Annotated in this window: 2 protein-coding genes; both read right to left on the reverse strand. The window is 47.7% G+C overall.

Annotated features, from left to right (window positions below; all coding sequences use genetic code 11):
- Positions 1-688 (reverse strand): UDP-N-acetylglucosamine--N-acetylmuramyl-(pentapeptide) pyrophosphoryl-undecaprenol N-acetylglucosamine transferase (locus A3761_RS04125; RefSeq protein WP_197472809.1); only part of this gene is annotated, 688 nt, incomplete at its 3' end.
- The coding region (locus A3761_RS25430; RefSeq protein ID WP_197472810.1) for an FtsW/RodA/SpoVE family cell cycle protein at positions 681-920 on the reverse strand (240 nt) is incomplete at its 5' end. The genes A3761_RS25430 and A3761_RS04125, both read right to left, overlap by 8 nt.

Genomic DNA, 920 nt, shown 5'->3' on the forward strand with positions numbered 1-920 from the left:
CCACGCCTTCGGACTTATTACGCCCTGTCTGGTGCCAAATTTCCGGTCTAATTTCTGCCCCCAAAGAGCTCATCGCACCAGGGAGCACTTCGTTTAGTCTGGCAGCTCCAAGGCTCCCACCCAACACCAGCACTCTGATCGGCCCAGATTTCGAAACACTGTCTTTGCTTGAATAAAATAACTCGCAGATTTCATCTCTCAATGGGTTGCCAGTCAGCACAACTTTACTCGCATCTTCAAAGGCTTCAGGAAAAGCTGACATCACTGAATCTGCCATTTTCGCGAGTACTTTATTGGTCATTCCTGCTACGGCATTCTGTTCGTGAACCAATAAAGGCTTACCCAAGAGTTTTGCCGCCAAGCCACCAGGCCCAGAAGCGAAGCCTCCCATACCTAACACGGCATCGGGTCTTGTTTTCCTAAGCACTAATAAAGCCTGGAAAACGGCTTTAGCGATCTTCAAGGGTGCTAAAGCTTTGCTTAATATGCCTTTACCGCGAACACCACTGACGGAAATACCGTAAAAAGGGATTCCAGCGTCTTGCACTACTCGCTCTTCCATACCACCGACTGAACCTAGCCAAACAACTTTGTCATTGCGGCTCATTAGTTTCTTTGCCGTTGCTAAGGCTGGAAATACATGCCCGCCAGTGCCACCAGCCATCACAAGGAATGTTTTATCACGCATGGATAAGCTCCTTGTCTTTGGTCTGTTCTGAGTCTGGCTCATCTTCAATCGCCATCAGGTCACGGTGAATTCTTAACAACACGCCTATACACATACAACTCACAATCAGGCTACTACCGCCATAACTTACCAATGGCAGTGTCAGACCTTTAGTCGGTAGTAAGCCCATATTGACGCCTATGTTTATAAAGGACTGAACCGCGAATAAGATGCCAATGCCGTAGGCAAAATA

The organism is Oleiphilus sp. HI0123 (genome assembly GCF_001635315.1).